The 23,288-nt window shown below is 71.5% G+C and carries 22 protein-coding genes; 10 read left to right on the plus strand and 12 right to left on the minus strand.

The features are described from left to right. A partial coding sequence (locus CCN35_RS03635) for a LysR family transcriptional regulator (RefSeq protein WP_107501025.1) occupies window positions 1–712 on the minus strand: 712 nt, incomplete at its 3' end. A gap of 80 nt (window positions 713–792) precedes the next feature. Between CCN35_RS03635 and CCN35_RS03640 the strand changes: the two genes are divergently transcribed. The 3 genes from CCN35_RS03640 (at window position 793) to CCN35_RS03650 (ending at window position 4,098) form a co-directional block, all read left to right on the plus strand. Continuing rightward, on the plus strand, window positions 793–1,518 hold the full coding sequence (locus tag CCN35_RS03640; protein WP_086791499.1) for an MOSC domain-containing protein: 726 nt from the start codon (window positions 793–795) through the stop codon (window positions 1,516–1,518). A 159-nt stretch (window positions 1,519–1,677) separates the two neighbouring features. Further along, window positions 1,678–3,261 (plus strand): multicopper oxidase family protein, encoded by a 1,584-nt coding sequence (locus CCN35_RS03645; protein ID WP_143631365.1) that lies wholly within the window; start codon window positions 1,678–1,680, stop codon window positions 3,259–3,261. A gap of 63 nt (window positions 3,262–3,324) precedes the next feature. Further along, complete coding sequence (locus tag CCN35_RS03650) at window positions 3,325–4,098, plus strand: SDR family NAD(P)-dependent oxidoreductase (protein ID WP_086791487.1); 774 nt, start codon at window positions 3,325–3,327, stop codon at window positions 4,096–4,098. 550 nt (window positions 4,099–4,648) lie between these two features. Here the strand turns inward: CCN35_RS03650 and groL are convergent. The 3 genes from groL to CCN35_RS03665 all read right to left on the minus strand — a co-directional run bounded on the left by groL (window position 4,649) and on the right by CCN35_RS03665 (window position 8,074). Continuing rightward, window positions 4,649–6,271: a chaperonin GroEL gene (groL, locus tag CCN35_RS03655; RefSeq protein ID WP_086791489.1), complete on the minus strand. Its 1,623-nt coding sequence runs from the start codon at window positions 6,269–6,271 to the stop codon at window positions 4,649–4,651. Window positions 6,272–6,384: 113 nt separating this feature from the next. Further along, window positions 6,385–6,693, minus strand: a complete 309-nt coding sequence (gene groES, locus CCN35_RS03660) for a co-chaperone GroES (RefSeq protein ID WP_067397107.1) — start codon at window positions 6,691–6,693, stop codon at window positions 6,385–6,387. A 433-nt stretch (window positions 6,694–7,126) separates the two neighbouring features. Then, the gene (locus CCN35_RS03665) at window positions 7,127–8,074 is read right to left on the minus strand and encodes a polysaccharide deacetylase family protein (RefSeq protein WP_211285485.1); all 948 of its coding nucleotides are present in this window, start codon (window positions 8,072–8,074) and stop codon (window positions 7,127–7,129) included. Window positions 8,075–8,164: 90 nt separating this feature from the next. Here CCN35_RS03665 and CCN35_RS03670 point away from each other — a divergent pair, with 90 nt between their 5' ends. Further along, on the plus strand, window positions 8,165–9,346 hold the full coding sequence (locus CCN35_RS03670) for a THUMP-like domain-containing protein (protein ID WP_067397106.1): 1,182 nt from the start codon (window positions 8,165–8,167) through the stop codon (window positions 9,344–9,346). 21 nt (window positions 9,347–9,367) lie between these two features. Here CCN35_RS03670 and CCN35_RS03675 read toward each other — a convergent pair whose 3' ends face one another. Together CCN35_RS03675 and CCN35_RS03680 are read right to left on the minus strand one after the other, a co-directional pair. Continuing rightward, window positions 9,368–10,447 (minus strand): LCP family protein, encoded by a 1,080-nt coding sequence (locus tag CCN35_RS03675; RefSeq protein WP_079129831.1) that lies wholly within the window; start codon window positions 10,445–10,447, stop codon window positions 9,368–9,370. Between the two features lie 195 nt (window positions 10,448–10,642). After that, window positions 10,643–11,671, minus strand: coding sequence for a LacI family DNA-binding transcriptional regulator (locus tag CCN35_RS03680; protein ID WP_067397105.1), 1,029 nt, complete (start codon window positions 11,669–11,671; stop codon window positions 10,643–10,645). 197 nt (window positions 11,672–11,868) lie between these two features. Here CCN35_RS03680 and CCN35_RS03685 point away from each other — a divergent pair, with 197 nt between their 5' ends. From CCN35_RS03685 to CCN35_RS03700, 4 genes are read left to right on the plus strand one after another with little or no spacing between them, the layout of a single operon-like run. Next, window positions 11,869–13,188 carry an ABC transporter substrate-binding protein gene (locus CCN35_RS03685; RefSeq protein WP_067397104.1) on the plus strand — a complete coding sequence of 440 codons (1,320 nt, stop codon included), beginning with the start codon at window positions 11,869–11,871 and terminating at the stop codon, window positions 13,186–13,188. Next, window positions 13,185–14,114 carry a carbohydrate ABC transporter permease gene (locus CCN35_RS03690; RefSeq protein ID WP_067397103.1) on the plus strand — a complete coding sequence of 310 codons (930 nt, stop codon included), beginning with the start codon at window positions 13,185–13,187 and terminating at the stop codon, window positions 14,112–14,114. Before CCN35_RS03685 ends, CCN35_RS03690 begins: the two co-directional genes overlap by 4 nt. Window positions 14,115–14,118: 4 nt before the next feature. Continuing rightward, complete coding sequence (locus CCN35_RS03695; RefSeq protein WP_079129830.1) at window positions 14,119–15,033, plus strand: carbohydrate ABC transporter permease; 915 nt, start codon at window positions 14,119–14,121, stop codon at window positions 15,031–15,033. A 56-nt stretch (window positions 15,034–15,089) separates the two neighbouring features. Continuing rightward, window positions 15,090–17,402, plus strand: coding sequence for a beta-xylosidase/alpha-l-arabinosidase (locus tag CCN35_RS03700; RefSeq protein ID WP_086791493.1), 2,313 nt, complete (start codon window positions 15,090–15,092; stop codon window positions 17,400–17,402). Window positions 17,403–17,850: 448 nt separating this feature from the next. Here the strand turns inward: CCN35_RS03700 and CCN35_RS03710 are convergent, their stop codons facing one another. Genes CCN35_RS03710 through tsaB form a run of 4 tightly spaced genes read right to left on the minus strand, consistent with a single transcriptional unit; the run spans window position 17,851 to window position 20,420 of the window. Next, a complete protein-coding gene (locus CCN35_RS03710; RefSeq protein ID WP_067397100.1) occupies window positions 17,851–18,117 on the minus strand; it encodes a hypothetical protein in 267 nt (88 codons plus the stop codon). Beyond that, window positions 18,114–19,214: a tRNA (adenosine(37)-N6)-threonylcarbamoyltransferase complex transferase subunit TsaD gene (gene tsaD, locus CCN35_RS03715; RefSeq protein ID WP_067397099.1), complete on the minus strand. Its 1,101-nt coding sequence runs from the start codon at window positions 19,212–19,214 to the stop codon at window positions 18,114–18,116. The genes CCN35_RS03710 and tsaD overlap by 4 nt, the downstream gene beginning before the upstream one ends. Continuing rightward, window positions 19,207–19,710, minus strand: coding sequence for a ribosomal protein S18-alanine N-acetyltransferase (rimI, locus tag CCN35_RS03720; protein ID WP_067397122.1), 504 nt, complete (start codon window positions 19,708–19,710; stop codon window positions 19,207–19,209). Before rimI ends, tsaD begins: the two co-directional genes overlap by 8 nt. Window positions 19,711–19,766: 56 nt before the next feature. Further along, window positions 19,767–20,420: a tRNA (adenosine(37)-N6)-threonylcarbamoyltransferase complex dimerization subunit type 1 TsaB gene (gene tsaB, locus CCN35_RS03725; protein WP_067397098.1), complete on the minus strand. Its 654-nt coding sequence runs from the start codon at window positions 20,418–20,420 to the stop codon at window positions 19,767–19,769. Window positions 20,421–20,574: 154 nt separating this feature from the next. Here tsaB and CCN35_RS03730 point away from each other — a divergent pair, with 154 nt between their 5' ends. Next, the gene (locus CCN35_RS03730) at window positions 20,575–21,132 is read left to right on the plus strand and encodes a hypothetical protein (RefSeq protein ID WP_201450879.1); all 558 of its coding nucleotides are present in this window, start codon (window positions 20,575–20,577) and stop codon (window positions 21,130–21,132) included. Window positions 21,133–21,272: 140 nt separating this feature from the next. Further along, window positions 21,273–21,401 carry a hypothetical protein gene (locus CCN35_RS29920; protein WP_281254792.1) on the plus strand — a complete coding sequence of 43 codons (129 nt, stop codon included), beginning with the start codon at window positions 21,273–21,275 and terminating at the stop codon, window positions 21,399–21,401. Between the two features lie 99 nt (window positions 21,402–21,500). Here the strand turns inward: CCN35_RS29920 and tsaE are convergent, their stop codons facing one another. Further along, window positions 21,501–22,055, minus strand: a complete 555-nt coding sequence (gene tsaE / locus CCN35_RS03740) for a tRNA (adenosine(37)-N6)-threonylcarbamoyltransferase complex ATPase subunit type 1 TsaE (RefSeq protein ID WP_067397095.1) — start codon at window positions 22,053–22,055, stop codon at window positions 21,501–21,503. After that, window positions 22,024–23,244: an alpha/beta fold hydrolase gene (locus CCN35_RS03745; protein ID WP_067397094.1), complete on the minus strand. Its 1,221-nt coding sequence runs from the start codon at window positions 23,242–23,244 to the stop codon at window positions 22,024–22,026. The genes tsaE and CCN35_RS03745 overlap by 32 nt, the downstream gene beginning before the upstream one ends. Between the last annotated feature and the right edge of the window lie 44 nt (window positions 23,245–23,288).

The raw sequence follows: 23,288 nt of genomic DNA on the forward strand, positions 1-23,288 counted from the left end.
CCCGCATCGACTTCGCCACCGCCGGGTAGTCGTCGGTGGCGAAGTCGATGCGGGGGGTGAAGCCGGCGCTCTCGCACACCCGCACCAGCTGGCCGCGGCAGCGCGGGCAGCCCGCGATCCACGGCTCGTCCGCGAGCTCCCCGATGGCGACGGCCTTCGCACGGGCCAGCCGGTGCCCCTCGGGCACCAGTCCCACGAGCCGGTCGGTCAGCAGCGGCCGTACGACCAGGTCGTCCCACTCCTCGGCGCTCGAGGCGTCCTCGTAGCGGAAGGCGAGCGCCACATCGCAGTCGCCCTCGCGCAGCAGTTCGACGGACCGGGGCGGCTCGGCCTCCTCCAGGGACACGCGTGTGCCCGGGTGCGCGGCGCGCAGCGCGGCGAGCGCGGGCGGTACGAGGGTGGAGCTGCCGCTGGGGAAGGAGGTGAGCCGCACCCGCCCGGCCCGCAGCCCGGCGATCGCGGCGACCTCCTCCTCGGCCGCGGTGAGCCCGGCGAGGATGGTGCCCGCGTGCCGTACGAGCGCCTCGCCGGCCTGGGTCAGCCGCATCCCGCGGCTGGTGCGGATCAGCAGCGGGGTGCCGACGGACGCCTCCAGGGCCTTCATCTGCTGGCTGACGGCGGGCTGGGTGCAGCCCAGCTCGCGCGCCGCCGCCGAGAAGGAGCCGGTGGTGGCCACGGCGCGCAGTACACGGAGATGACGGGCCTCGAGCACACCGTCGAGCATAAGTGAATCTTTGGGCACCCTTGGAATAACGCATCGACACTTTTATGCCGGTCTCCTACCGTGCCTCCATGAAGCTTCTGTCAGTGAATCTGGGCCGTCCGCAGGCCGTGCCGTACACCGACCAGCCCGAGGGCGTGACCGGCATCGACAAGCGGCCGGTGGACGGACCGGTACGGGTCGCGGCCCCCGGGCCGAAGGGCGTCGGCGCGAGCGGGCTGGCCGGGGACGCGGTGTGCGACACACGGCACCACGGCGGGAACGACCAGGCGGTGTACGCGGTGGCGCGCGAGGATCTCGACGACTGGGAACGCGAACTGGGCCGGACGCTGCCCAACGGCGCCTTCGGCGAGAACCTCACCACGCGGGGCCTGGACGTCTCCGGCGCGCTGATCGGCGAGCGCTGGCGGATCGGCCCCTCGGTGCTCCTCGAGGTCACGTCCGGGCGGATTCCCTGCCGCACCTTCCAGGGCCATATGGGCGAGGAGGGCTGGGTGAAGCGGTTCACGCTCAAGGGTGCGCCGGGCGCGTATCTGCGGGTGCTGGAGCCGGGCGAGATCCAGGCGGGCGACCCCATCGAGATCGTGCACCGTCCGGACCACGACGTGACCGTGGCCCTGGAGTTCCGGGCCATGACGACCGAGCGCTCGCTGCTGCCCCGGCTGCTCGCGGCCGGTACGGCGCTGCACCCGGAGTCGCTGGCGGCGGCCCGGACCTACGTGGAAAAAGCGGAGAAGGCGGAGAAGGCGGAGAAGAGCAAGGAGAGCGAGAAGAGCGGTTCCGGCACGGTCGTGTGACCGGACGTCAGGTGCCGGTGGTGTGCCGCGGCGCCCGGCCGACGCCGGGCGCCGCACGGCTCCTGGGGGAGAACCCGGATGCCGGGCCGGGGCCGGGTCAGGGGCGGTTCCGGGAGGTTCCCCGATGTTCCGTCAGCCGTGTTCCACGACGCTGCGGGCATGGTTCGTCACACCCCGCGCGGCACGGCGGCGGACGGAGGAGACCCGCCCGGGATCCCGCGCCGCGCACACCGCTGGACACGTCGTTGGAAACTCCTCGCCGTCGTGCTGGGTTCGCTGGTCGTCACCGTGGCCCTGGCCCTCGGTGCGCTGCTCGCCTGGCTGTGGACCGATGCGAAGGTGAGCACGGTCGGCAGGGCGCCCTTCGACCGTGCGCTGGCGATACCGCCCCTGGCCGAGCCGACCGTGGAGAAGGACGGCACCCGGGTCTTCACCCTGCGGATGCAGCGGGGCCGAACGGAGTTCCGGGACGGGGTCGGGACGCCGACCTGGGGGTTCAACGGCTCCTATCTCGGCCCCACGCTGCGGGCGAAGCGCGGTGAGAAGGTGCGGGTGCGGGTCACCAACGGCCTGGACGAGTCCTCGACCGTGCACTGGCACGGCATGCATCTGCCGGCCCGCATGGACGGCGGGCCGCACCAGATGATCGCCCCGGGAGCCACCTGGACCCCGCACTGGACGGTGGACCAGCCCGCGGCGACCCTCTGGTACCACCCGCATCCGCACGGCAGGACCGAGGACCATGTGCGGCGGGGTCTTGCGGGCCTGTTCCTGCTGGACGACGAGACAGCGGCGCGTCTGCCCCTGCCGAAGCGGTACGGCGTCGACGACCTTCCGCTCATCGTGCAGGACGTCCGGTTCGACGGCCCGCGGCTGGCCGGCGACCGGGGGCTGATGCAGAACGTGGGCTTCCTGGGCGACCGGACCATGGTCAACGGCACCCTGCGCCCCTATCGGCGGATCCACGACGAGCTGATACGGCTGCGGCTGCTGAACGCGTCGACCTCCCGCACCTATGCCTTCGGGTTCTCCGACGACCGCGCCTTCTCGCTGATCGGCACGGACGGCGGTCTGCTGGAGCGGCCCGCGGTCATGGACCGGGTGCAGCTGTCACCGGGCGAACGCGCCGAGATCGTCGTACGGATGACGGCGGGTGAGCGGGTGGTGCTCCGCAGCTTCCCGCAGAAGAACTACGGGGACAGGTGGCAGCAGCGGTTCAACGGAGGCGACGACTCCTTCGACGTCCTCCAGCTGCGGGCGGACCAGAGGCTCCGCCCGTCCCCGGACCTTCCCGCCACGCTGGTGCCCTCGGAGCTGCCCGATGCCGGACAGGCCGTGCGCGGACGGCACTTCGACCTGAAGCGGTCCGGGATCAACGACCGGCCGATGCGGATGGAGCGCATCGACGAGGTCGTCACACGCGGCACCACCGAGGTGTGGACGCTGCGCAACACCAACGGCATGCCGCACAACTTCCATGTGCACGACGTGCGGTTCCGTGTCGTGGAGGTAAACGGCAAGGCACCGCCGCCGGCCCTGCGCGGGCCGAAGGACACGGTGTTCGTGCCGCACGGTGCGACGGTGAAGCTGGCGCTGCGCTTCACGGGACCGGCGGATCCGGACACCCCGTACATGTACCACTGCCACATGCTGTATCACGAAGACAAGGGAATGATGGGCCAGTTCGTGGTGGTCGAGAAGGGGCAGCCGGCCGGGACTCCCCGGGGCCACACGGGCCACTGACCCGGGAGGGGGACAACGCGGCACTGAGCGGATCGTTCCGCTTCCGGTCACTACTCTTGGGCCATGACCACGGCTCTGATTACGGGATCGACCGCAGGCATCGGTGCCGCGTTCGCACGGCGACTGGCGGCGGACGGACACAACCTCGTCCTGGTGGCGCGCGACACCATGCGTCTGACGGAGCAGGCGACCGAACTGCACGACCGGCACAGCATCGAGGCGGAGGTGCTGACGGCCGACCTGGCCACGGACGAGGGCATCGACGCGGTGGCCGCCCGGCTGCGCAGCCGTACGAACCCCGTGGACCTGCTGATCAACAACGCGGGCTTCGCCAACAAGGGCCGCTATCTCGACGTTCCCGTGAGCGACGAGCTCAGGATGCTCAAGGTGCACATCGAGGCGGTGCTGCGGCTGACGTCGGCGGCGACGGAGACGATGGTCGAGCGCGGCCGGGGCGCGGTGGTGAACGTGGCCTCGGTGGCGGCCTTCGTACCGCGCGGCACCTACGGAGCGTCCAAGGCGTGGGTGGTGCAGTTCACCCAGGGCGTGGCGCACGACCTGGCCGGCAGCGGCGTACGGCTGATGGCGCTGTGCCCCGGCTTCGTCCGCACCGAGTTCCACCAGCGGGCCGGCATGAGCACGGACAACATCCCGAACTGGATGTGGCTGGACGCGGACAAGGTGGTCGCGGCGGCGCTGGCGGACCTGGAGCGCGGCAGGACCCTGTCCATCCCGGACCCCCGTTACAAGACGCTGATGGGCCTGGCGAAGGTGGCGCCCCGCAACCTGCTGGGCGGCATCACCTCGAAGACGGGCCGCAAGTACGGCCCGCGCTGACCCACGGCCGAACCGGCGGGGAGAGCGGGGCGCCTCATCTGCCGCCGCACCAGCCCCGGAATCCCCCTGTGCGCTCCTGGGCAATCACGGTCATACGGTCATGACGGCACGGTGCCGCGGCAGAACGCGGCTTCCCCTCGTCGTGGCCCCATGAGTCCACCGCACGCCGGGTCCGATCGCGTCACGCGTGGCATCGAGCATCGCGTCGGCCCGGTCCGCAGCCTGTCGCATGGTCATGTCCAAGGCGCACTGCTCGCTCCTGCCGGGCGACGAACCCTTCGAGTGGCCCGCCGTGCCGCACCCAAAGAGCGCGACAGCCGCCGCGCGTGCCGGCGTCGGCGCCCTCGTGAACCGTTCCTCGTCGTCGCCCCTCCTCGATGCGCCCGGGCTTCCCCGCCGTGCTCCTCGCCACGGTGTCCGCCGGCCGCCGGGGACACGGTCCGTCATCCGTCCGCACCGGCACCGGGTCCGGCACCTCCGGCGACAACGACGGTGCCCGGCGCCCCCGAAGGGGTGCCGGGCACCTGAGAGGTCAGGCCGGTGAGGCGCCTCAGTGGGCGTGGCCGTGGCCCGCCGCGGCGGCCTGCTTCTCCTCCTCCTTCTTCTCGACGACCAGGGTCTCGGTCGTCAGCAGGAGGGAGGCGATGGAGGCGGCGTTCTCCAGGGCGGAGCGGGTGACCTTGACCGGGTCGATGACGCCGGCCTTGATCAGGTCGCCGTACTCGCCGGTGGCGGCGTTGTAGCCGTTGCCCTTCTCCAGCTCCTTGACCTTGGAGACGATGACGTAGCCCTCCAGGCCCGCGTTCTCCGCGATCCAGCGCAGCGGCTCGACGACGGCCTTGCGGACGACCGCGACACCGGTGGCCTCGTCACCGGTCTTGCCGAGGTTGTCCTCCAGGACCTTGGAGGCGTGGACGAGCGCGGAGCCACCACCGGAGACGATGCCCTCCTCGACCGCGGCACGGGTCGCGGAGATGGCGTCCTCCAGACGGTGCTTCCTCTCCTTCAGCTCCACCTCGGTGGCGGCGCCGACCTTGATCACGCACACGCCGCCGGCCAGCTTCGCGAGACGCTCCTGGAGCTTCTCGCGGTCCCAGTCGGAGTCGGTGTGCTCGATCTCGGCCTTGATCTGGGCGACGCGGGCCTCCACGTCCTCCTTCTTGCCGGCACCGTCGACGATCGTGGTGTCGTCCTTGGTGACGGTGACACGGCGGGCGGTGCCGAGGACGTCCAGACCGACCTGGTCGAGCTTGAGGCCGACCTCCTCGGAGACCACGGTGGCGCCGGTGAGGACCGCCATGTCCTGCAGCATCGCCTTGCGGCGGTCGCCGAAGCCGGGGGCCTTGACGGCGACGGCGTTGAACGTGCCGCGGATCTTGTTGACGACCAGGGTGGACAGGGCCTCGCCCTCGACGTCCTCGGCGATGATCAGCAGCGGCTTGGAGGAGTTGGCCTGGATGATCTTCTCGAGCAGCGGCAGCAGGTCCGCGATCGCGGAGATCTTGCCCTGGTGGATCAGGATGTACGGGTCGTCGAGGACGGCCTCCATGCGCTCCTGGTCCGTCACGAAGTACGGCGACAGGTAGCCCTTGTCGAAGGCCATGCCCTCGGTGAAGTCCAGCTCCAGGCCGAAGGTGTTGGACTCCTCGACGGTGATGACACCGTCCTTGCCGACCTTGTCCATCGCCTCGGCGATGAGCTCACCCACCTGCTGGTCCTGGGCGGACAGCGCGGCCACGGCGGCGATGTCGGACTTCTCGTCGATCGGGCGCGCCGAGGTGAGCAGGTCGTCGGAGACGGCCTTGACCGCGGCGTCGATGCCCCTCTTCAGCGCGGCCGGGGAGGCACCGGCGGCGACGTTCTTCAGACCCTCGCGCACCAGCGCCTGGGCGAGCACGGTGGCGGTGGTGGTGCCGTCACCGGCGATGTCGTTGGTCTTGGTCGCCACCTCCTTCACCAGCTGGGCGCCGAGGTTCTCGTACGGGTCCTCGATCTCGACCTCGCGGGCGATGGTGACGCCGTCGTTGGTGATGGTGGGGGCGCCGAACTTCTTGTCGATGACGACGTTGCGGCCCTTGGGACCGATCGTCACCTTGACCGTGTCGGCCAGCTTGTTGACGCCGCGCTCGAGGGCGCGACGGGCGTCCTCGTCGAACTTCAGGATCTTCGCCATGGCAGCGGGAGCCCTCTCGGAAATCTGAGCGGAGAACAACTGCGCCCCGGACGCCCGGCCTGTGATCGGTCGCGGGGCCAGGGGCGCAGCTCACAGCAGGGTGCTGAGGTGGCTTACTTCTCGATGATCGCGAGCACGTCGCGAGCCGAGAGAACGAGGTACTCCTCGTTGTTGTACTTCACCTCGGTGCCGCCGTACTTGCTGTAGAGCACGACATCGCCGACCTTCACGTCGAGCGGGAGACGGTTGCCGTCCTCGAAGCGGCCCGGGCCCACGGCCAGCACAACGCCCTCCTGGGGCTTCTCCTTGGCGGTGTCCGGGATGACCAGGCCAGAGGCCGTGGTCTGCTCCGCGTCCAGCGGCTGGACCACAATGCGGTCCTCGAGCGGCTTGATGGCAACCTTGGAGCTGGTGGTCGTCACGATCCGACCTCCCCCTTCGGAGATCTCACGGGGTTGACTGTCTGAGGTGGCGACCAGGTCGATCCGTCGTCGCGGGTGCCGGACCTGCCCGTCGCTTTATTGGCACTCTCCAGGGGGGAGTGCCAGCACCGAGACTATGACCGCGATTAGCACTCGGTCAAGCTGAGTGCCAATTGCCTCGCGGCGCGTCGGCGGGGCCCCTCTCCTCCCCGTTCGGACACGGCTCCGTTTCCCTCAGTGACCACTCCCCGGGGGGTCTTGCCCCTTTTTCTTCCTGTTTGCCACAGGTGTGTCGCCGGGTGCGCACGGCGCCCGCCCCGGTCCGACGACACCGTCCATGAGGAACACGCCGAGCGGCGGCCGCGGTTCACGGACCATGTCGACGGGCCGGGAACCCCCCTTCGCACTGCCGTGCGCACCTCCCTGTGCACCGTCACAGGTAGTCCTCCAGCCGGGCCACCGCGAACCCCTCGGCCGTCACACGGTCGAGGAACCGGCGCATGGCGTCGACCATCGTGCCGTTCCACTCGGCGGGGCCCCGGAAGTGGGTGAGGACGATGTCCCCGGGCCGCAGCCGCCAGTCGCTCTCACGGAACTCCCAGCGGTCGGCGAAGACCTCCTCGTTCCAGATCGGCACATACGCGATGCCGCAGGACTTGGCGGCACGCAGGGTGTCCCGGTTGTAGTTGCCGTAGGGCGGGCGGAACGCCTTCGGCCGCTTGCCGAACTCCTTCTCCATGACGTCCTGCATGCCGCAGATCTCGTGCCTCTGCTCCTCGTAGGACAGGCCCGGCAGATACGGGTGGTGCAGGGTGTGGTTGTTGAGGGTGACTCCGGAGGCCTGCATCGCCCGGAAGTAGCCGTAGTCGCTCTCGACGAGGTAGTTGGTGAGGAACGCCGTGTACGGGATCCTCAGCTCGTTCATCATGCGCAGGAACGCGGGGTCCTTCTCCGCGCCGTCGTCGATGGTGAGGAAGACGACCTTGTGCGTGGTGGGGACCGTGGTGAAGACCGGGGGCAGGTCCTCTTCCTCCTGACCGGTCACCTCGAAGCCCGGGCGGGGGGTGATCCTCGGCTTCACGGCGGGCGGCGGCGGAGGCGGCAGCGGTACCTGCTCCAGGCCCCAGCGGCCGGCGGCGGCCGCCCGCTGCTCGTAGGAGGTGCGCAGACGGGTGGCGTAGGAGTCCAGGGCGCGGGCCGACGGCGCCTGGAGGCGCTGCTGGCCGGGAGCCGGATGCGCCTGCGTGCCCGACGGGGTGCAGCCCGAGGCGAGGGCGGCCATGGCGAGCCCCACGAGTCCGCCCCGGATCCCGGCTCTGCGCCCTGCACCCCTTTGAGGGGCTTTGATGATTCTTTTTTCATTTTGTACGACCAGCTTCATGCCGCTGGATCCTCGCAGGCCGCCGCCGGGATCCCGGGACGACACCGCGCCCCGGAGCGCGCCGTCCACCGGGCGGCCCACAATGAGCCGGTGAACGACCCTCTCCACACCTTCGCCTCCCTGCTCACCCCCGAGGGCCGTGCCCTCCTGGACGAGGTGCGCGCCCTCGACCCCGCCGACGAACTCGCCGTCGCCACCCGGCTGCGCCGGCACCATCCCCCCGAGCTGGTGTCGGCGGCACTCGGCCAGGCCCGTCTGCGGCAGCGGGCGGCGGCGAAGTTCGGGGCCGAGGACGCGCAGCGGATGTTCTTCACCCCGAACGGGGTGGAGCAGTCGACACGCGCGGGCGTGGCGGCGTACCGGGCGCAGCGGCTGCGGGCGCTGGGCGTGTCCTCGGTCGCCGATCTGTGCTGCGGGATCGGCGGCGACGCGATCGCGATGGCCCGCGCGGGGATCCGGGTCCTCGCCGTGGACCGGGACCCGCTGACCGCCGCCGTGGCCCGCGCGAACGCCGAGGCCCTGGGGCTCGGCGAGCTGATCGAGGTCCGGGAGGCGGATGTGACCCGGGTGGACCCCTCGCCGTACGACGCCGTCTTCGTGGACCCGGCCAGAAGAGGAGGCCGGGGCCGGATCTTCGACCCGGAGGCGTACTCGCCCCCGCTCTCCTGGGCCGTCGGCACGGCCCTGAAGGCACCGCACGCCGCCCTGAAGATCGCCCCGGGCATTCCGCACGAGGCGATCCCGCCGCAGGCCGAGGCCGAGTGGGTCTCCGACGGCGGGGACGTGAAGGAGGCGGTGCTGTGGTTCGGCACCGAGCCGGGCCTGGTCCGGGCGACCCTGCTGCCCGGCCCGCACACCCTGCGGTCCCGCGGCCTGCCCGACCCCCCGGTCCGCGCACCGGGCCGCTATCTGTACGAGCCGGACGGCGCGGTCGTCCGCGCCCATCTCGTGGCCGAGGTCGCCGCGGACCTCGACGGCGGTCTCCTCGACGCGACCATCGCGTACGTCACCGCCGACGCGCTGCGCCCCACCCCCTATGCCTCCGCCTACGAGATCACCGACCAACTCCCCTTCAACGTCAAGAAACTGAAGGCCCTGCTGCGCGAACGCGAGATCGGCACGCTGACCGTGAAGAAGCGGGGCTCGGCGGTCGAGCCGGAGGAGCTGCGCCGCAAGGTCCTCCCCAAGCCGCAGGGGAGGAACACCGCGACGGTGTTCCTCACCCGTGTCGCGGGGGCCCCGGCCATGCTGCTCGGGCACCCGGTGCGCTGACGCCCCGAAGACCGGGAGCGGTCAGCGCAGCGAGGCCCACAGGTCGCTCGCCTCCGGCTCCTGCGGCACCACACGGTTGGGGTTGTGCGGGGCCGGCACCACCGGCAGGGTCACGGTCGTCACGTTCTCGGCCGTCAGGCCCTTCAGGCTCTGGGCGAGGCCCATCAGCTCGGCGAGCGAGTCCAGGCCGGTGTCCGTGGTCAGGCTGCCGGTGACCGCGTCGGCGATCCGGTACAGCCGGGCGGGGTCCTGGAGGAGGTTGCTGGAGGCGGCCTCCTCCAGCATGGCCTTGACCAGCATCTGCTGCAGCCCTATGCGGCCGAGGTCGCTGCCGTCGCCTATGCCGTGCCGGGTGCGGGCCAGGGCGAGGGCCTGGGTGCCGTCCAGACGGTGGGTGCCGGCCTCCAGCCGCAGATGGCTCTTGTCGTCGTCGATGTCCTGCTCGGTGGTGACGGTGACCCCGCCGAGCGCGTCCACCAGGTTCGCGAAGCCGGAGAAGTCGATCTCGACGTAGTGGTCCATGCGGATGCCGGTGAGCGTCTCGACCGTCTTCACCGCGCACACCGGCCCGCCCACCGCGTAGGCGCTGTTGAACATCGCGCCGAACGCCGGCGCCGTCGAACCGCCCGAGGGCAGCGGGCAGGACGGGCGCGCCACCAGTGTGTCGCGCGGGATGCTCACCACGGTCGCCGAGGTCCGGCCCTCGTCGATGTGCACGACCATCGCGGTGTCGGAGCGCGCGCCCTCGCTGTCGCCGCCGCCGAGTTCCTTGTTCTCCGCGCCGCTGCGCGAATCCGAGCCCAGTACCAGGATGTTGAGAGCGCCGCCGGGCAGGGCGGCCGTCTCGGCCGCCGGGTCCGCCAGCGGTCTGGGCGGGCGGTTGTCGCCGAGCGCGTTGTTGATGTCGACGCCGGTGATGTTGTGGTTCAGCCGCCAGTACGCCCAGCCCGCCGCCACGACGCCCAGGACCAGGGCACCGGCCAGGGTGAGGCCCATGGCCTTCAGCACCCTCGACCGTCGTGTCCCCCGTCTGCAGACCTCTCCGCCGTCCCCGAGTTCCCTGTCATGTCCCCTGTTGTGTCCCCTCACGGAGAGGAACATACGACCGAGCTTCGAAGAGCCCGTCAGGGGGGAGGGTTCTACGAGCCCCTTCCTCGGAAAATCTCATCTCCGAAAGTTTCGGCGGTCCTTGAACATCCCATGGACGCCCTTTGAAGGCTCCTTGAAGACCCGTCGAAGGCACCTTGCACGCCCCGGCCGGCCCCGGGCGGGCGGAGGGCCGCGACCGCCCCGGCCTCACCCCGCCGGCGCCGCCGTACTGCTGCGCACCACCAGGCTCGTGGCCAGCTCCACCCGGGTCGCCACCGGCTCCTCCTGCGCGCGCCCGAGCTCCAGCACCAGCTTCGCCGCCGTCTCCGCCATCTCGGTCAGCGGCTGGCGCACGGTCGTCAGCGGCGGGCCCACCCAGCGCGCCACCGGCAGATCGTCGAAGCCGACCACGCTCACGTCCTCCGGGATGCGCAGCCCCAGCTCGCGTGCCGCCTCGTACAGGCCGAGCGCCTGCAGGTCGTTGCCCGCGAAGACGGCGGTCGGCCGGTCCTCGCGGTCCAGCATCTTCAGCCCCAGCCGGTAGCCGGCCTCGTGGTGGAAGTCGCCGGCCATGATCAGCGACGGGTCCACCGGCACCCCCGCCGTCTCCAGCGCCGCCCGGTAGCCGTCGATCCGGGCGCGGCTGCACATCATCCGCGACGGCCCGCTGATCGCGCCGATGCGGGTGTGCCCGAGCTCCAGCAGATGCCGGGTCGCGGCCAGTCCGCCCTGCCAGTTGGTCGCGCCGATCGACGGCACGTCGGCGCCCGGGTCGCCGGCCGGATCCATCACCACGAACGGGATGGAGCGGCTGGTCAGCAGCGCCTGCTGGGAGTCGTCGAGCTCGGACAGCACCAGGATCACCCCGTGCGGGCGGCGGGCGGCGACCTGGTCGGCCCAGGTCCGCCCGGGGGTGAGCCGGCCCGCGCTCTCGGAGAGCACGACGCTCAGCCCCGCGTCCCGGGCCACGTTCTCCACTCCCCGGATGACCTCCATCGCCCAGGCGCTCTCCAGCTCGTGGAAGACCAGGTCGATCAGCGGTGAGCGGGTCGCCTCGGCCCGCCGGCGCCGGTAGCCGTAGGCCCGCAGCAGCTCCTCGACACGGCTGCGGGTGGCCGGGGCGACATCGGCCCGCCCGTTGAGAACTTTCGAAACAGTCGGAGCCGACACACCGGCCTCACGGGCGATCTCGGCAAGCGTGGCGGTCTGTGTTTCTGCGGGCTTCGGAGGATTCATGCGGGCGATCGTATCTCTGCACGACCCCTTGACGAACCCCTTTGCGCGCCATAGGTTCCCGGAACATTCGAAGTGTTCTACGAAACATTCGGCCTTGCACAGGATGTATCCCTTCTCCGGCCGCGCACTCCTCGGCCGCACATCCGCGCCGGCCGGACGACCATCCGGAAACACGACATCGTGAGAGGTGCCGTCACATGGAGTCCTACAGCAGACGCTGGTTCCTCGGCGTCGGCGCCACCACCCTCATCTCGGCCGCCGGACTGACCGCCTGCGGCTCCGGCAGCGGCTCCGGCGGCTCCGGCAGCGGCTCCGGCACCATCACGGCGATGGTGTACGGCGACGACGCTGTGAAGATCCAGGTCAAGGCCGCCGAGCGGTTCAACGCCTCGGCCGCCGCCCGGAGGACCGGCGGCAAGGTCAAGCTGGAGAAGGTGCCCGCCTCCGACTACCCCGCCAAACTGCGCACCGCGATGGGCTCTCCCAACGCCCCCGATGTGTTCTTCAACTGGGGCGGCGGCTCGATCAAGGCGTACAAGGAGGCGAACCAGCTCGTCGACCTCACCGACGTCATCGAGTCCGACCCGGTCCTGAAGGACGGCTTCCTGCCCTCCGTCCTCGACTCCGGTGCGCTGGACGGCCGCCGCTACGGCATCCCCATGCGGGGCATGCAGCCGGTGATCCTCTTCTACAACAAGACGATCTTCGACGAGCACAAGCTCCAGCCGCCCACCACCTGGGACCAGCTGCTCGACATCAACGCCAAGCTGAAGAAGGCGAACATCACCCCGTTCGCGCTCGGCGGCGCCGACACCTGGACGGAACTGATGTGGCTGGAGTACCTGGTCGACCGCATCGGCGGCCCCGAGGTCTTCGAGCGCATCAAGAACGGCGACGCCTCCGGCTGGGGCGACCCGGCCGTCCTCAAGGCCGCCGAGACGGTCAAGCAGCTCATCGACGACGGCGCCTTCGGCAAGGGCTTCAGCTCGGTGTCGTACAACAACGGCGGCGCTCCCGCCGTGTTCGCCCGGGGCAAGGCGGCGATGCACCTGATGGGCTCCTGGGAGTACTCCACCCAGCTCGGCAAGTTCCCGGACTTCGCCAAGAAGCACCTGGGCTGGTGCGCGTTCCCGAGGTACGAGGGCGGCTCCGGCGACATCCGCAACGTCGTCGGCAACCCCACCAACTACTGGTCCGTCAACGCCCGTACCTCCAACCGGGACGCCGCGATCGCCTTCCTCAAGGACTGCGCCTCCGAGGAGTACGCCAAGGACCTGATCGACAACGGCGACATCCCGACCACCTCCAACGCGGCCAAGCTGCTCGACGCCTCCCCCAACCCCGAGTTCGCCAGGTTCCAGTACGAGATGGTGCAGCAGGCGCCCGCGTTCACCCTCAGCTGGGACCAGGCGGTCGACCCGAGCTGGCAGTCGCCGATGCTCACCGAGATCAACAAGCTGTTCGTGGGCAAGTCGTCGCCGGCGCAGTTCGTCTCGGCGCTCAAGGGGCTGAAGTGAGCTCGACCGTCACCCCCGTGACGAAGGAGGGGCCCGTCACCAAGGACGGGCCCCGCAGGAACGGTTCCGGGACGGGTGTGCGGGCCGGACGCCCGCACACCGCCTGGATCCTGCCCGGTGTGCTGTTCTTCGCCTTCTTCGCCGTCGTCCCCATGGTCCTGGCCTTCTGCCTGTCCTTCACGCAGTGGAACGGCCTGGGCGACCCCGTGCCGGTGGGCCTGGCGAACTGGCGCAAACTGATCGACGACCCGCGTCTGACCCAGTCCCTGACGGTGACCGTGCTGCTCACCGTGGTCAGCTGGGCCTTCCAGACGGTCGTGTCGCTGCTGCTGGGCGTCTGGGCGGCGGGCCGCCAGCGCAACCGGGCGATCCTCTCCGCGATCTTCTTCGTGCCGTTCCTGCTGTCCTCGACGGCGATCGCCCTGCTCTTCTACGCCCTGCTCGACCCCAACTTCGGCCTCATCCAGGGCGACACGCTCGGCACCACCTCCGGTGCCTTCCTCGCGATCGTCTTCGTCGGCGGCTGGCAGTTCATCCCCTTCCACACCCTGCTCTACCAGGGCGGGGCGCGGCAGATCCCCGACGTCCTCTACCAGGCCGCGGCGATCGACGGCGCCGGCCGCTACCGCCAGTTCTTCTCGATCACCCTGCCGCAGCTGCGCAACACGGCGACCATGTCGAGCGTGCTGATGATCGTCGGCTCGCTGACGTACTTCGAGACCGTGCTGATCCTGACCCAGGGCGGTCCCGGCACCGACACCGCGATCCTGCCGTACCTGATGTACGAGGCGGGCTTCAGAAGCTACGACTTCGGCTACGCGAGCGCCGTCGCGACCTTCCTCGTCGTGGCCGCCACCGCGCTGTCGCTGCTGCTGGTCCGGCTGACCGGCTTCGGCGCCATGCGCAGCACCAGGGAAGGAATGTGACGACATGTCCCACGCGACGTCACACGCCACACGGCCGCACCGTCCCGCACCGGCGCCGACGAAGCCGCCGAGGGCCGCGGCCCCGGTGCACCGACGGCGCCGGACCGAGCGCCCGAACCTGCTGGCCGGGCTGGGCTCGGCGATCTGGCTGGCCGTGGTGATCATCCCCGTCTACGCGATGATCACCACCTCGCTGGCCCACCAGGACGAGGCGCTGGGCCACAACGCCCTCAAGCCGCCCTCCCATCCGACCCTGGAGAACTACCGCACCGTCCTGAACAGCGGCTTCGGCCACTTCCTCGCCAACACGGCGATCGTCGCGGCGGCGGTCGTGGCGATCGTCCTCGTGCTGTGCGTCCCGCTCGCCTATGTCGCCGTACGCTCCCGCACCTTCTGGTCGAACACGGCCTTCCGGATGTTCCTGCTGGGGGTGGCCATCCCCGCGCAGGCGGTGGTCGTCCCCCTCTATCTGATGATCGCCAAGCTGAACCTCTACGACAGCCTGCTCGCGATCATCCTGCCGACGGCGGCCTTCGCGATGCCGGTGTCGGTGCTCGTCCTCACCGGCACCCTGCGGGACATCTCCGAGGAGCTGTACGAGGCGATGGCCCTGGACGGCGCCTCCCCCACCCGGATGCTGTTCCAGCTGGTCATCCCGCTGGCCAAGGGCGGCATCAGCACGGTCGTCATCTACTCCGCCCTCCAGGCCTGGAACGGCTTCCTCTTCCCGCTGATCTTCACCCAGTCCGACGGCCCGCGTGTGCTGACCCTCGGTCTGTTCAACTACGTGAGCCAGTTCGGCGTGAACATCCCCGCCCTGCTCGCCTCCGTCGTCCTCTCCGGCGTCCCGATCTTCGTCGTCTATCTGCTGGCCCGGCGTGCCCTCGTGGACGGCCTGATGGGCGTGGGCGGCAAGTGACCCCCTCTTCCCCGAACCTCCCCGACCTTCCCCCCGACATCCCTGACAGGAGCTCCATGACCACCGTCCCCTGGCGCGATTCCGCCCTGCCCGCCGCCGCCCGCGTCGACGACCTGCTCTCCCGGATGACGCTGGAGGAGAAGACCGCCCAGCTGTACGGCGTATGGGTGGGAGCCGCGACGGACGGCAACGGTGTCGCCCCGCACCAGCAGGCGATGAACACGGACTACGACTGGGACGAGCTGATCACGCTCGGCCTCGGTCAGCTCACCCGTTCCTTCGGCACCGCCCCCGTGGACCCGGCGCTGGGCGCGCAGGCACTGGCCCGCGCCCAGCGCCGCATCATCGAGGCCGGCCGCTTCGGCATTCCCGCGATCGCCCACGAGGAGTGCCTGGCCGGCTTCACGGCCTGGAAGGCGACCGCCTACCCGGTCCCCCTGGCCTGGGGCGCCACCTTCGACCCGGCCCTGGTGGAGGAGATGGCCGCCCGCATCGGCCGGGACCTGCGCTCCGTGGGAGTGCACCAGGGCCTGGCCCCGGTCCTGGACGTGGTCCGCGATCTGCGGTGGGGCCGGGTCGAGGAGACCATCGGCGAGGACCCGTACCTGGTCGGCACGATCGGCACCGCCTATGTGCGGGGACTGGAGTCGGCGGGGATCGTCGCCACGCTGAAGCACTTCGCCGGGTACGCCTCCTCGGCGGGCGCCCGCAACCTGGCCCCGGTGCGGGCCGGCACCCGGGAGTTCGCCGACATCACGCTCCCGCCCTTCGAGATGGCGCTGCGCGAGGGCGGCGCGCGCTCGGTGATGGCGGCGTACACGGAGACGGACGGCGTCCCGGCCTCCGCGGACACCCGTCTGCTCACCGACCTGCTGCGCGAGCAGTGGGGCTTCACGGGCACGGTGGTCTCGGACTACTTCGGCATCGACTTCCTGCAGACCCTGCACCGGGTGGCGGACAGCACGGTGGAGTCCGCCCGTCTGGCCCTGGACGCCGGCATCGACGTCGAGCTGCCGACGCTGAAGTGCTACGGCAAGGACCTGGTGGCGGCGGTGCGCGAGGGCACGATCCCGGAGTCGCTGGTGGACCGCGCGGCCCGTCGCGTCCTGCTGCAGAAGTGCGAACTGGGCCTGCTGGACGAGGACTGGAGCCCCGACGTCCCCACGGAGTCGATCGACCTGGACTCGGCGGGCAACCGGGCCGTGGCCCGCCGCCTGGCCGAGGAGTCGGTGGTGCTGCTGAGCAACCCGGGCGGGGTGCTGCCGCTGTCGCCGGACGCCCGGATCGCGGTGGTCGGCCCCCGGGCGGCGGACGCCCTGGCGATGCTGGGCTGCTACTCCTTCCCCTCCCATGTGGGCACCCAGCACCCCGAGGTGCCCATGGGCGTCGAGATCCCCACGCTGCTCGAGGCGCTGCGCACCGAAATGCCCGATGCGAAGGTGACGTTCACGGAGGGCTGCGACGTGTCCGGCCCGGACACCTCCGGCTTCGCGGAGGCGGTCGCACGGGCGCGGGAGGCGGATGTGTGCGTGGCGGTCCTGGGCGACCGCTCGGGCCTGTTCGGCCGGGGCACCTCGGGCGAGGGCTGCGACGTGGCGGACCTGAACCTGCCCGGTGTCCAGGGCGAGCTGCTGGACGCGCTGGTGGCGACGGGCGTACCGGTGGTGCTGGTCCTGCTGACCGGCCGTCCCTACGCCCTCGGCCGCTGGGAGGGCCGTCTGGGCGCCGTCGTCCAGGCGTTCTTCCCGGGCGAGGAGGGCGGCCCCGCGGTGGCGGGCGTCCTGTCGGGCCGGGTGAACCCCTCGGGCCGGCTGCCGGTGAGCGTGCCGCGCGAGCCGGGGGGCCAGCCGTGGACGTACCTCCAGCCGCCGCTGGGCCTGGCGGGGGAGGTGAGCAGTCTGGACCCGACGCCGCTGTACCCGTTCGGGCACGGCCTGTCGTACACGGCGTTCGAGTGGTCCGACTTCCGGGGCGACGAGGTCACCGAGATCGGCACGGACGGCTCGTACGCGCTCTCGCTGACCGTCCGCAACGCCGGTGACCGGGCCGGGGCGGAGGTCGTGCAGCTGTATCTGCACGACCCGGTGGCGTCGGTGACCCGCCCGGACATGCGTCTGATCGGCTACGAGCGGCTGGAGCTGGCCCCCGGCGAGTCCCGCCGGGTGACCTTCCGGTTCCACGCGGACCTGTCGGCGTTCACCGACCGCGAGGGACGCCGGGTGGTCGAGCCGGGCGCCCTGGAACTGCGTCTGGCCGCCTCGTCGGCGGACGTCCGCCACACCGCCCGCCTGACCCTGACGGGTCCGGTGAGGGAACTGGGCCAGGACCGGCGGCTGCGCTGCGAGACGGAGACCGCGGCGGTGAACTGACCTGCCCGTCGGGGGACTTCTCTCCCCGCCGTCCTGGAGGACGATGCGCCTTCGGCGCCGGACCAGCCGGCCGTCCCGGCGTCCGGCGCCGAAGGCGCGTGTCCCGGCCCCGCAGGAGACCCGGCAGCACGACGGCGGGGGCACAGCTCCGGTCTTCCGGTCGGACGACGGCGGGGACGGAACCCGTGACGGAGCCGGGGCGAAGCCCGCCGGTCCGAAAGGAGTCACCCCGCCGGACCGGACGTCGGCCGAGCGGGTCGAGGCATGAAAAGACCCCGTCCCCGGAGAACCGGGGACGGGGTTCCGTCGAGCGCTGGGCAGGCCTTGCACCTGCATCTCCCCGCGGGAGGCGGGGCGTCTTGCCTTAGACCACCAACGCACCGCTTTCCGGCCTCTGTTGGCCGCTTGCGTGTGATGATCATAGCGCATCCGGCGGGCGGACGGCCAATCAGGAGCCCGTCTCCGTCCCGACCGACTCGAACCGCCACCGGTGCACCGGACGCCTCACCAATTCACTGTCCGGCTCGGGAAGTTCGGGCAGCTTGGCGTCGTACTCCGCGTCCCACCAGGTGATGACCAGCACCCGGTCCTGCGGGGCGCGGAAGGTCTCCCGGCGCAGCGGTTCCCGTTCGAGCCCCTGCCGCCGCACCCAGGCCAGGAGGTCCTCCCCCCGGCCCTCGGCCGCCCGGGCCTCCCACATCAGCGCAACCGTCACGAGTACAGGTTCTCCTTGCTGAGCTCGTGCACATGGTCGTGGCCGTCTCCCGGCACATGCGTCTGCGTCACCGGCAGGGAGGAGTCCGCCGACAGGTCCCAGCCGGAGGCCGGGCGTCCCCGGCGGATCATCTCCGCGCCCAGCGCCGCCACCATGGCCCCGTTGTCCGTGCACAGCTTGGGCCGCGGCACCCGCAGCCGGATCCCGGCCGCCTCGCAGCGCTCCTGGGCCAGCGCCCTCAGCCGCGAGTTCGCGGCCACCCCGCCGCCGATCATCAGATGGTCGACGCCCTCGTCGCGGCAGGCCCGTACGGCCTTGCGGGTCAGCACGTCCACCACCGCCTCCTGGAAGGAGGCCGCCACGTCGCGGACCGGGACCTCCTCCCCCGCCGCCCGCTTGGCCTCGATCCAGCGGGCCACCGCGGTCTTCAGCCCGGAGAAGGAGAAGTCGTACGCCGGGTCGCGCGGCCCGGTCAGCCCGCGCGGGAAGTTGATGGCCTCCGGGTCGCCCTCCCGTGCGTACCGGTCGATCACCGGCCCGCCCGGGAAGCCCAGGTTCAGCACGCGCGCGATCTTGTCGAAGGCCTCGCCCGCCGCGTCGTCGATCGTCGCCCCCATGGGCCGTACGTCCGAGGTGATGTCCGCGGACAGCAGCAGCGAGGAGTGGCCGCCGCTCACCAGCAGCGCCATCGTCGGCTCCGGCAGCGGGCCGTGCTCCAGCTGGTCCACGCAGATGTGCGAGGCCAGGTGGTTGACGCCGTACAGCGGCTTGCCCAGGGCGTAGGCGTACGCCTTGGCCGCCGAGACGCCCACGAGCAGCGCGCCCGCCAGTCCCGGTCCGGCGGTCACCGCGATGCCGTCCAGGTCCTTGGCGCTCACGCCCGCCTGCTTCAGCGCACGCTCGATGGTCGGCACCATCGCCTCCAGATGGGCCCGGGAGGCCACCTCCGGGACGACACCGCCGAAGCGGGCGTGCTCGTCGACGCTGGAGGCGACGGCGTCGGCCAGGAGCGTCGTGCCGCGGACGATGCCGACGCCGGTCTCGTCGCAGGAGGTCTCGATGCCGAGGACGAGCGGCTCGTCCCGCATGTCAGTCATGAATCTCGGTTCCTTGTCCACCGTCGAGGGAGGTCGCGTCCGCGCAGTCGCCGTCGGACGCCATGCGCAGGCGCATCACCAGGGCGTCGACGTTCCCCGGCTGGTAGTAGCCGCGCCGGATGCCGATCGGCTCGAAGCCGAAGCGCTCGTAGAGCTTCTGGGCGCGCACATTGTCCACCCGGCACTCGAGCAGCACCTCGGCGCACTCGAACGCGGTCGCGGCCCGCAGCAGCTCGGTGAGCAGCCGGGAGCCGAGCCCCGTGCCCCAGTGGTCCCGGGCGACGGCGATGGTCTGCACATCCCCCTGATCGCCGGAGACCACCAGCCCGGCGTACCCGACGATCCGGCCGTCCTCCTCGGCGACCACGTACCGGCGGGTCGCCCCCGGGCCCCGGGAGTGCGCCAGCTCGGACCAGAACATGCCCCGGGACCAGGCGTCCTGCGGGAACAGGTCCTTCTCCAGCTCCATCACCGGCTCGATGTCCCACCAGCGCATCTCGCGCACCACGCAGTCCGCCGACCCGGTCGTCGTCCGTTCCGTCGCTTCTCGCGTCACTTCGGAGTGACCACCTTGTAGCTCTTGGGCACCTGGGCGTCCGGCCGGCGCAGATACAGCGGCCGGGGAGCGGGCAGCTCCTCGCCGGCGGCCAGCCGCTCGGCGGCCAGCGAGGCGAGGGCGGCGGCCGACACGTGCTGGGGCTCGTGCGCCTGCGGGAACGTGTCGGGATACAGCAGCGCGCCCGCCCCGACCGCGGGCAGTCCGGCGACCTCGTCGGCGATGTCGGCGGGCCGGTCGACGGACGGGCCGGTGACACGGGTGCGGGAGTCGGCGTAGCGGGCCCAGTAGACCTCCTTGCGGCGGGCGTCGGTCGCCACGACGAAGGGACCGTCGATGTCGGTGGCGTAGGCGAGGCCGTCGAGGGTGCACACGCCGTACACGGGGACCCCGAGCGCGAGCCCGAAGGTGTCGGCGGTCATCAGCCCGACCCGCAGCCCGGTGTAGGGGCCCGGCCCGATGCCGGCCACGATGCCGGTGACGGCGTCCAGTCCGAGCCCGGCCTCGGCGAGCAGCCGGTCGACGGCCGGCAGCAGAAGCTCTCCGTGCCGGCGTGCGTCCACCTGGGTGGAGGAGGCGATGACGGCCGTACCGTCGTGCAGCGCGACGGTGATGGCGGGGGTGGCGGTATCCAGAGCGAGCAAGAGCACGCAAACAGCGTACGGCTCCGGCGGGCCCCGCACCGCCGCCCCGGAAGGACGGCCTCCGGCTGCTACCGTCACCGCACACCGCTCATACCGTTCATACAGCTCATACGACCGACACAGAGACCGACGCAGACGACCGACGCAGAGGTGGACGACCGTGGCAAGGAGCAGCTCGGGATTCGTGGCCGGGCTCACCGCCGTCGCCCTCGCCGTGGTCGGCTTTCTCGCCCACCAGGCGCGGGCGAACATTCCGCAGGACCTGCGCGGCACCCCCGGTGCCTCGGCGACGCCCGCGGCGAGCCCCACCGGGACGCCCCGTGCCGGGCGGCCCCCCGTCCCGCCGCCCGCCGGCTCCGGCACCGGTGAGCGGGTCGTGTACTCGGTGGGCGACGACCGGGTGTGGCTGGTCGGCCCGGACGGCGAGGTGCGGAACACCTTCAAGGTCACCCCCGGCAGCGTCGACCCGCCCCCGGGGACCTACACCGTCACCTCCCGGACGAAGGCGACCACCGGGACCGACGGCGTCCCCGTCGAGCACGTGGTGCGCTTCACCAGCGTGGACGGGGTGGTGATCGGCTTCAGCGCGGCCGTGGACGGCTCCACGCCGGCGCCCCGCCGGGCGGTGCGGACCGGCGGCATCCGCGAGTCGCGGGCGGACGGCGAGGCGATGTGGATGTTCGCGCCGGTCGGCCAGAAGGTCGTCGTCGTCCGGTAGGTACGGCGCCGGCCGTACCGGTCGCGCGGGGTCACGCCGCCCGGTGGTGCCCCCTCGCCGTCCGGGGGTCCGCCGGCTTTGGGGCGTGCGGCGGGCGGGAGACCGCGTCCGCGGCGGCGCAGGAGGCCAGCAGGTCCCGCATGGACACACCGCCGGCCGCATACCGGTGCCGCCGTCCGGCGTTCTCCACGATGCTCTTCGTGGCGTTCTCCCTGGCGCTCTTCCTGGCCGGCATGGACGCCTCCTCGGACGGGGACGGACGTAGTTAGGTATACCTAACTACGAGCGGGACACCATGGGACCACGTCGGGCGCACCCGATGCAACAAACGGCCGCCGCCCTGCCGCCGGAAAGTCCGCACGGGAGGCTCAGGCGGTGAGAACCCCCAGGTCGACGGCTGCCCACCGGTCCCCGATCCCGGTCACCGTCACCTGCCGCACCCCGTCCGCGCCCGCCTCGCCGGCGCCGGGGGCGTCAAAGGCCGGCGCGGTGCCGACCGTCCGGTGGATCACGACCTGCAGCCGGTCGTCGGACAGCTCCTCGACCTTGCCCTCGCCCCACTCCACGACGACCACCGACTCCGGCAGCGACACGTCGAGGTCCAGGTCCTCCATCTCCTCCAGCCCGCCGGACAGCCGGTAGGCGTCGACATGGACGAGCGGCGGGCCGTCCCCGAGGGACGGGTGCACACGGGCGATCACGAAGGTCGGCGAGGTGACGGCACCGCGTACGCCCAGGCCCTCGCCGAGTCCGCGGGTCAGCGTGGTCTTGCCCGCGCCGAGCTCCCCGTTGAGCATCACGAGGTCACCGGCGCGCAGCAGCTTGGCCAGACGGCGGCCGAGCTGCTGCATCTGCTCCGGGGAGTTGACGGTGATCTCGACAAAGGCCGGGTCAGCCGGGGTGGGCGGTGCTGCTGCTTCCATACTTGCCCACGGTAGTGCCTGCCGGGACCGCACCGGCGCGGACGAGCAGATCGGCGAGGCGGTCGGTGACGACCTCCGGGTGCTCCAGGATCACCAGGTGCCCGGCGTCCGGGACCAGCACCAGCTCCGCGTCGGGGAGCCGGTCGGCGATCGCCTCGCTGTGCTCGCTGGGCGTGACCAGGTCCTCCACCCCGGCCAGGACGAGCACCGGCATGTCCCGGAACAGGGCCAGTGCCTCGGTCTTGTCGTGGTCGGTGAAGGCCGGGTAGAACTCGGCGACCACGTCGATCGGCGTGCTCTCGATCATCCGCTCGGCGAACCGGGCGACGGCCGGGTCGACGTCCCGGCCGGCGAACGAGTACCGCTTGATGACCCCGGCGAACAGGTCCGCGGCGGCCTGCCGCCCCTTCTCCACCAGCTCGGCCCGCTGCCCGAGCACCTTCAGCACCCCGGGGAGGATCCTGCGCACCGCGTTGACCCCGGCCACCGGCAGCCCGAAGTTGACCTCGCCGAGCCGCCCGGAGGACGTGCCCACGAAGGCGGTGGCGACGACCCGCTCACGGATCAGCTCGGGGTACTGGGCGGCGAGGGCCATCACGGTCATGCCGCCCATGGAGTGCCCGACCAGCACGATCGGCCCCTCGGGCACGGCGGCGTCGATCACCGCCTTCAGATCGCGGCCCAGCTGGTCGATGCTCAGCGGCGCGCCCTCGCCCGCGCGGGTGGCGCTGCGCCCGGAGCGGCCGTGGCTGCGCTGGTCCCAGTGCACGGTCCGTACGACACCGCGCAGCGCCGCACGCTGGAAGTGCCAGGAGTCCTGGTTGAGGCAGTAGCCGTGGCTGAAGACGACGGTGACGGGGGCGGGGGACTTGCGGCCGAAGAGCCGCCGGCGGCGCGGGCCGGGATCCACGTCCGGGTCGATGTCGTCGACCTCGTAGTACAGCTCGGTGCCGTCGTCGGCCACGGCCCAGCCGGGGGTGCCGCGCAGGGCGCCGTAGGGGCCCAGCGAGTCCAGGGCGAGCCGGGCCTTCCGGCGCATCCCGCGGCCGACGGTCATCCGCTCGATGGCGACGCCGACCGCCGCGCCCGCCGCCACCACGCCTATCGCGGCGCCCGCGATGCCGGTCGCCCTGCGCCAGCCGCCGGCCACCCCCTCGGTGGCCTTCGCGACCGCGCTGCTCCTGCTCACCTGCCCGCTCCCCTTTTGTGCCGTCCTGCCGTTCGCACGGGCCG

The organism is Streptomyces thermovulgaris (assembly GCF_002155915.1).
In the GTDB taxonomy this organism is placed as follows: domain Bacteria; phylum Actinomycetota; class Actinomycetes; order Streptomycetales; family Streptomycetaceae; genus Streptomyces; species Streptomyces thermovulgaris.